This window comes from Seongchinamella sediminis, from assembly GCF_003457605.1.
Taxonomy (GTDB): domain Bacteria; phylum Pseudomonadota; class Gammaproteobacteria; order Pseudomonadales; family Halieaceae; genus Halioglobus; species Halioglobus sediminis.
In genome coordinates this window covers 1-894 of sequence record NZ_QRAN01000066.1, presented here as the reverse complement: position 1 = coordinate 894, position 894 = coordinate 1, and the positions used below count along the sequence as shown (strand labels likewise).

Below are 894 nucleotides of genomic sequence, written 5' to 3'. Positions count from 1 at the left end.
TAGCCTGAAAAATTCACGAAGGGGATAGTAAAACGACGGAAAGATCTTGAAAATAAGGGTGTCGAAGCCATACCAACAAGAAATTCCGCCGTGACAAAATGCTACCAGAATTCGTTCGAATTTCCATCTGTTAAACGCCGCAAAGTTGAAGCTGATTTCAGCGGCGGCGACATCACCAGTAATGCCGGGATTCCCCTCCTCGCCCAGGTCGATGAGCAGATGGGGTTGACCCGGGCAGTGACCAGGGCAATTGCCGATGGCCGTCGTCGAGCCAGTTGCGATCACTCCCAGCAGGAACTCTTCAAGCAACGGATTTACGCCCTTGCACTGGGCTATGAAGACCTGAATGATCACCACGAGTTGCGCCATGACCTGGCGCTGCAGACAGCGACCTCCCGGGTGGAGGCCCTGGCCAGCCCGTCCACCCTGTGCCGCTTTGAGCAACGCTCCGATCGGGAATCGGCTGTTGCCATTCACCAGGTGCTGTTTGATCAGTTTGTGAAGACCCACAAGTGGCCACCCAAGCGGTTGATCCTGGACTTTGATGCCACCGATACACCGCTGCACGGTGAACAGGAGGGGCGGTTCTTCCATGGCTACTACGACCATTACTGCTTTTTGCCGTTGTATGTGTTCTGTGGCCGTCACCTGCTGGTCAGTTATCTGCGTCGCAGTGACGGGGACGGTGCCCGCCATACCTGGGCGATCCTGTCTTTACTGGTCAAGGCCTTGCGACAGCACTGGCCTAAAGTAAAGATTATCTTCCGGGGCGACAGTGGCTTCTGTCGCTGGAAGGTGCTGCGCTGGTGTGATCGTCACGATGTGCGCTATATCGTGGGGGTTGCCAAAAACCAGCGCCTGGAGCGCCAGGCCGCTGACCTGATGACGTCGGCT

General features: G+C 56.3%; 1 pseudogene. It reads left to right on the top strand.

The features are described 5' to 3' along the window. Positions 1-98: 98 nt before the first annotated feature. Positions 99-894: pseudogene (locus DWB85_RS19335) on the top strand (IS1380 family transposase); the annotation flags it as partial.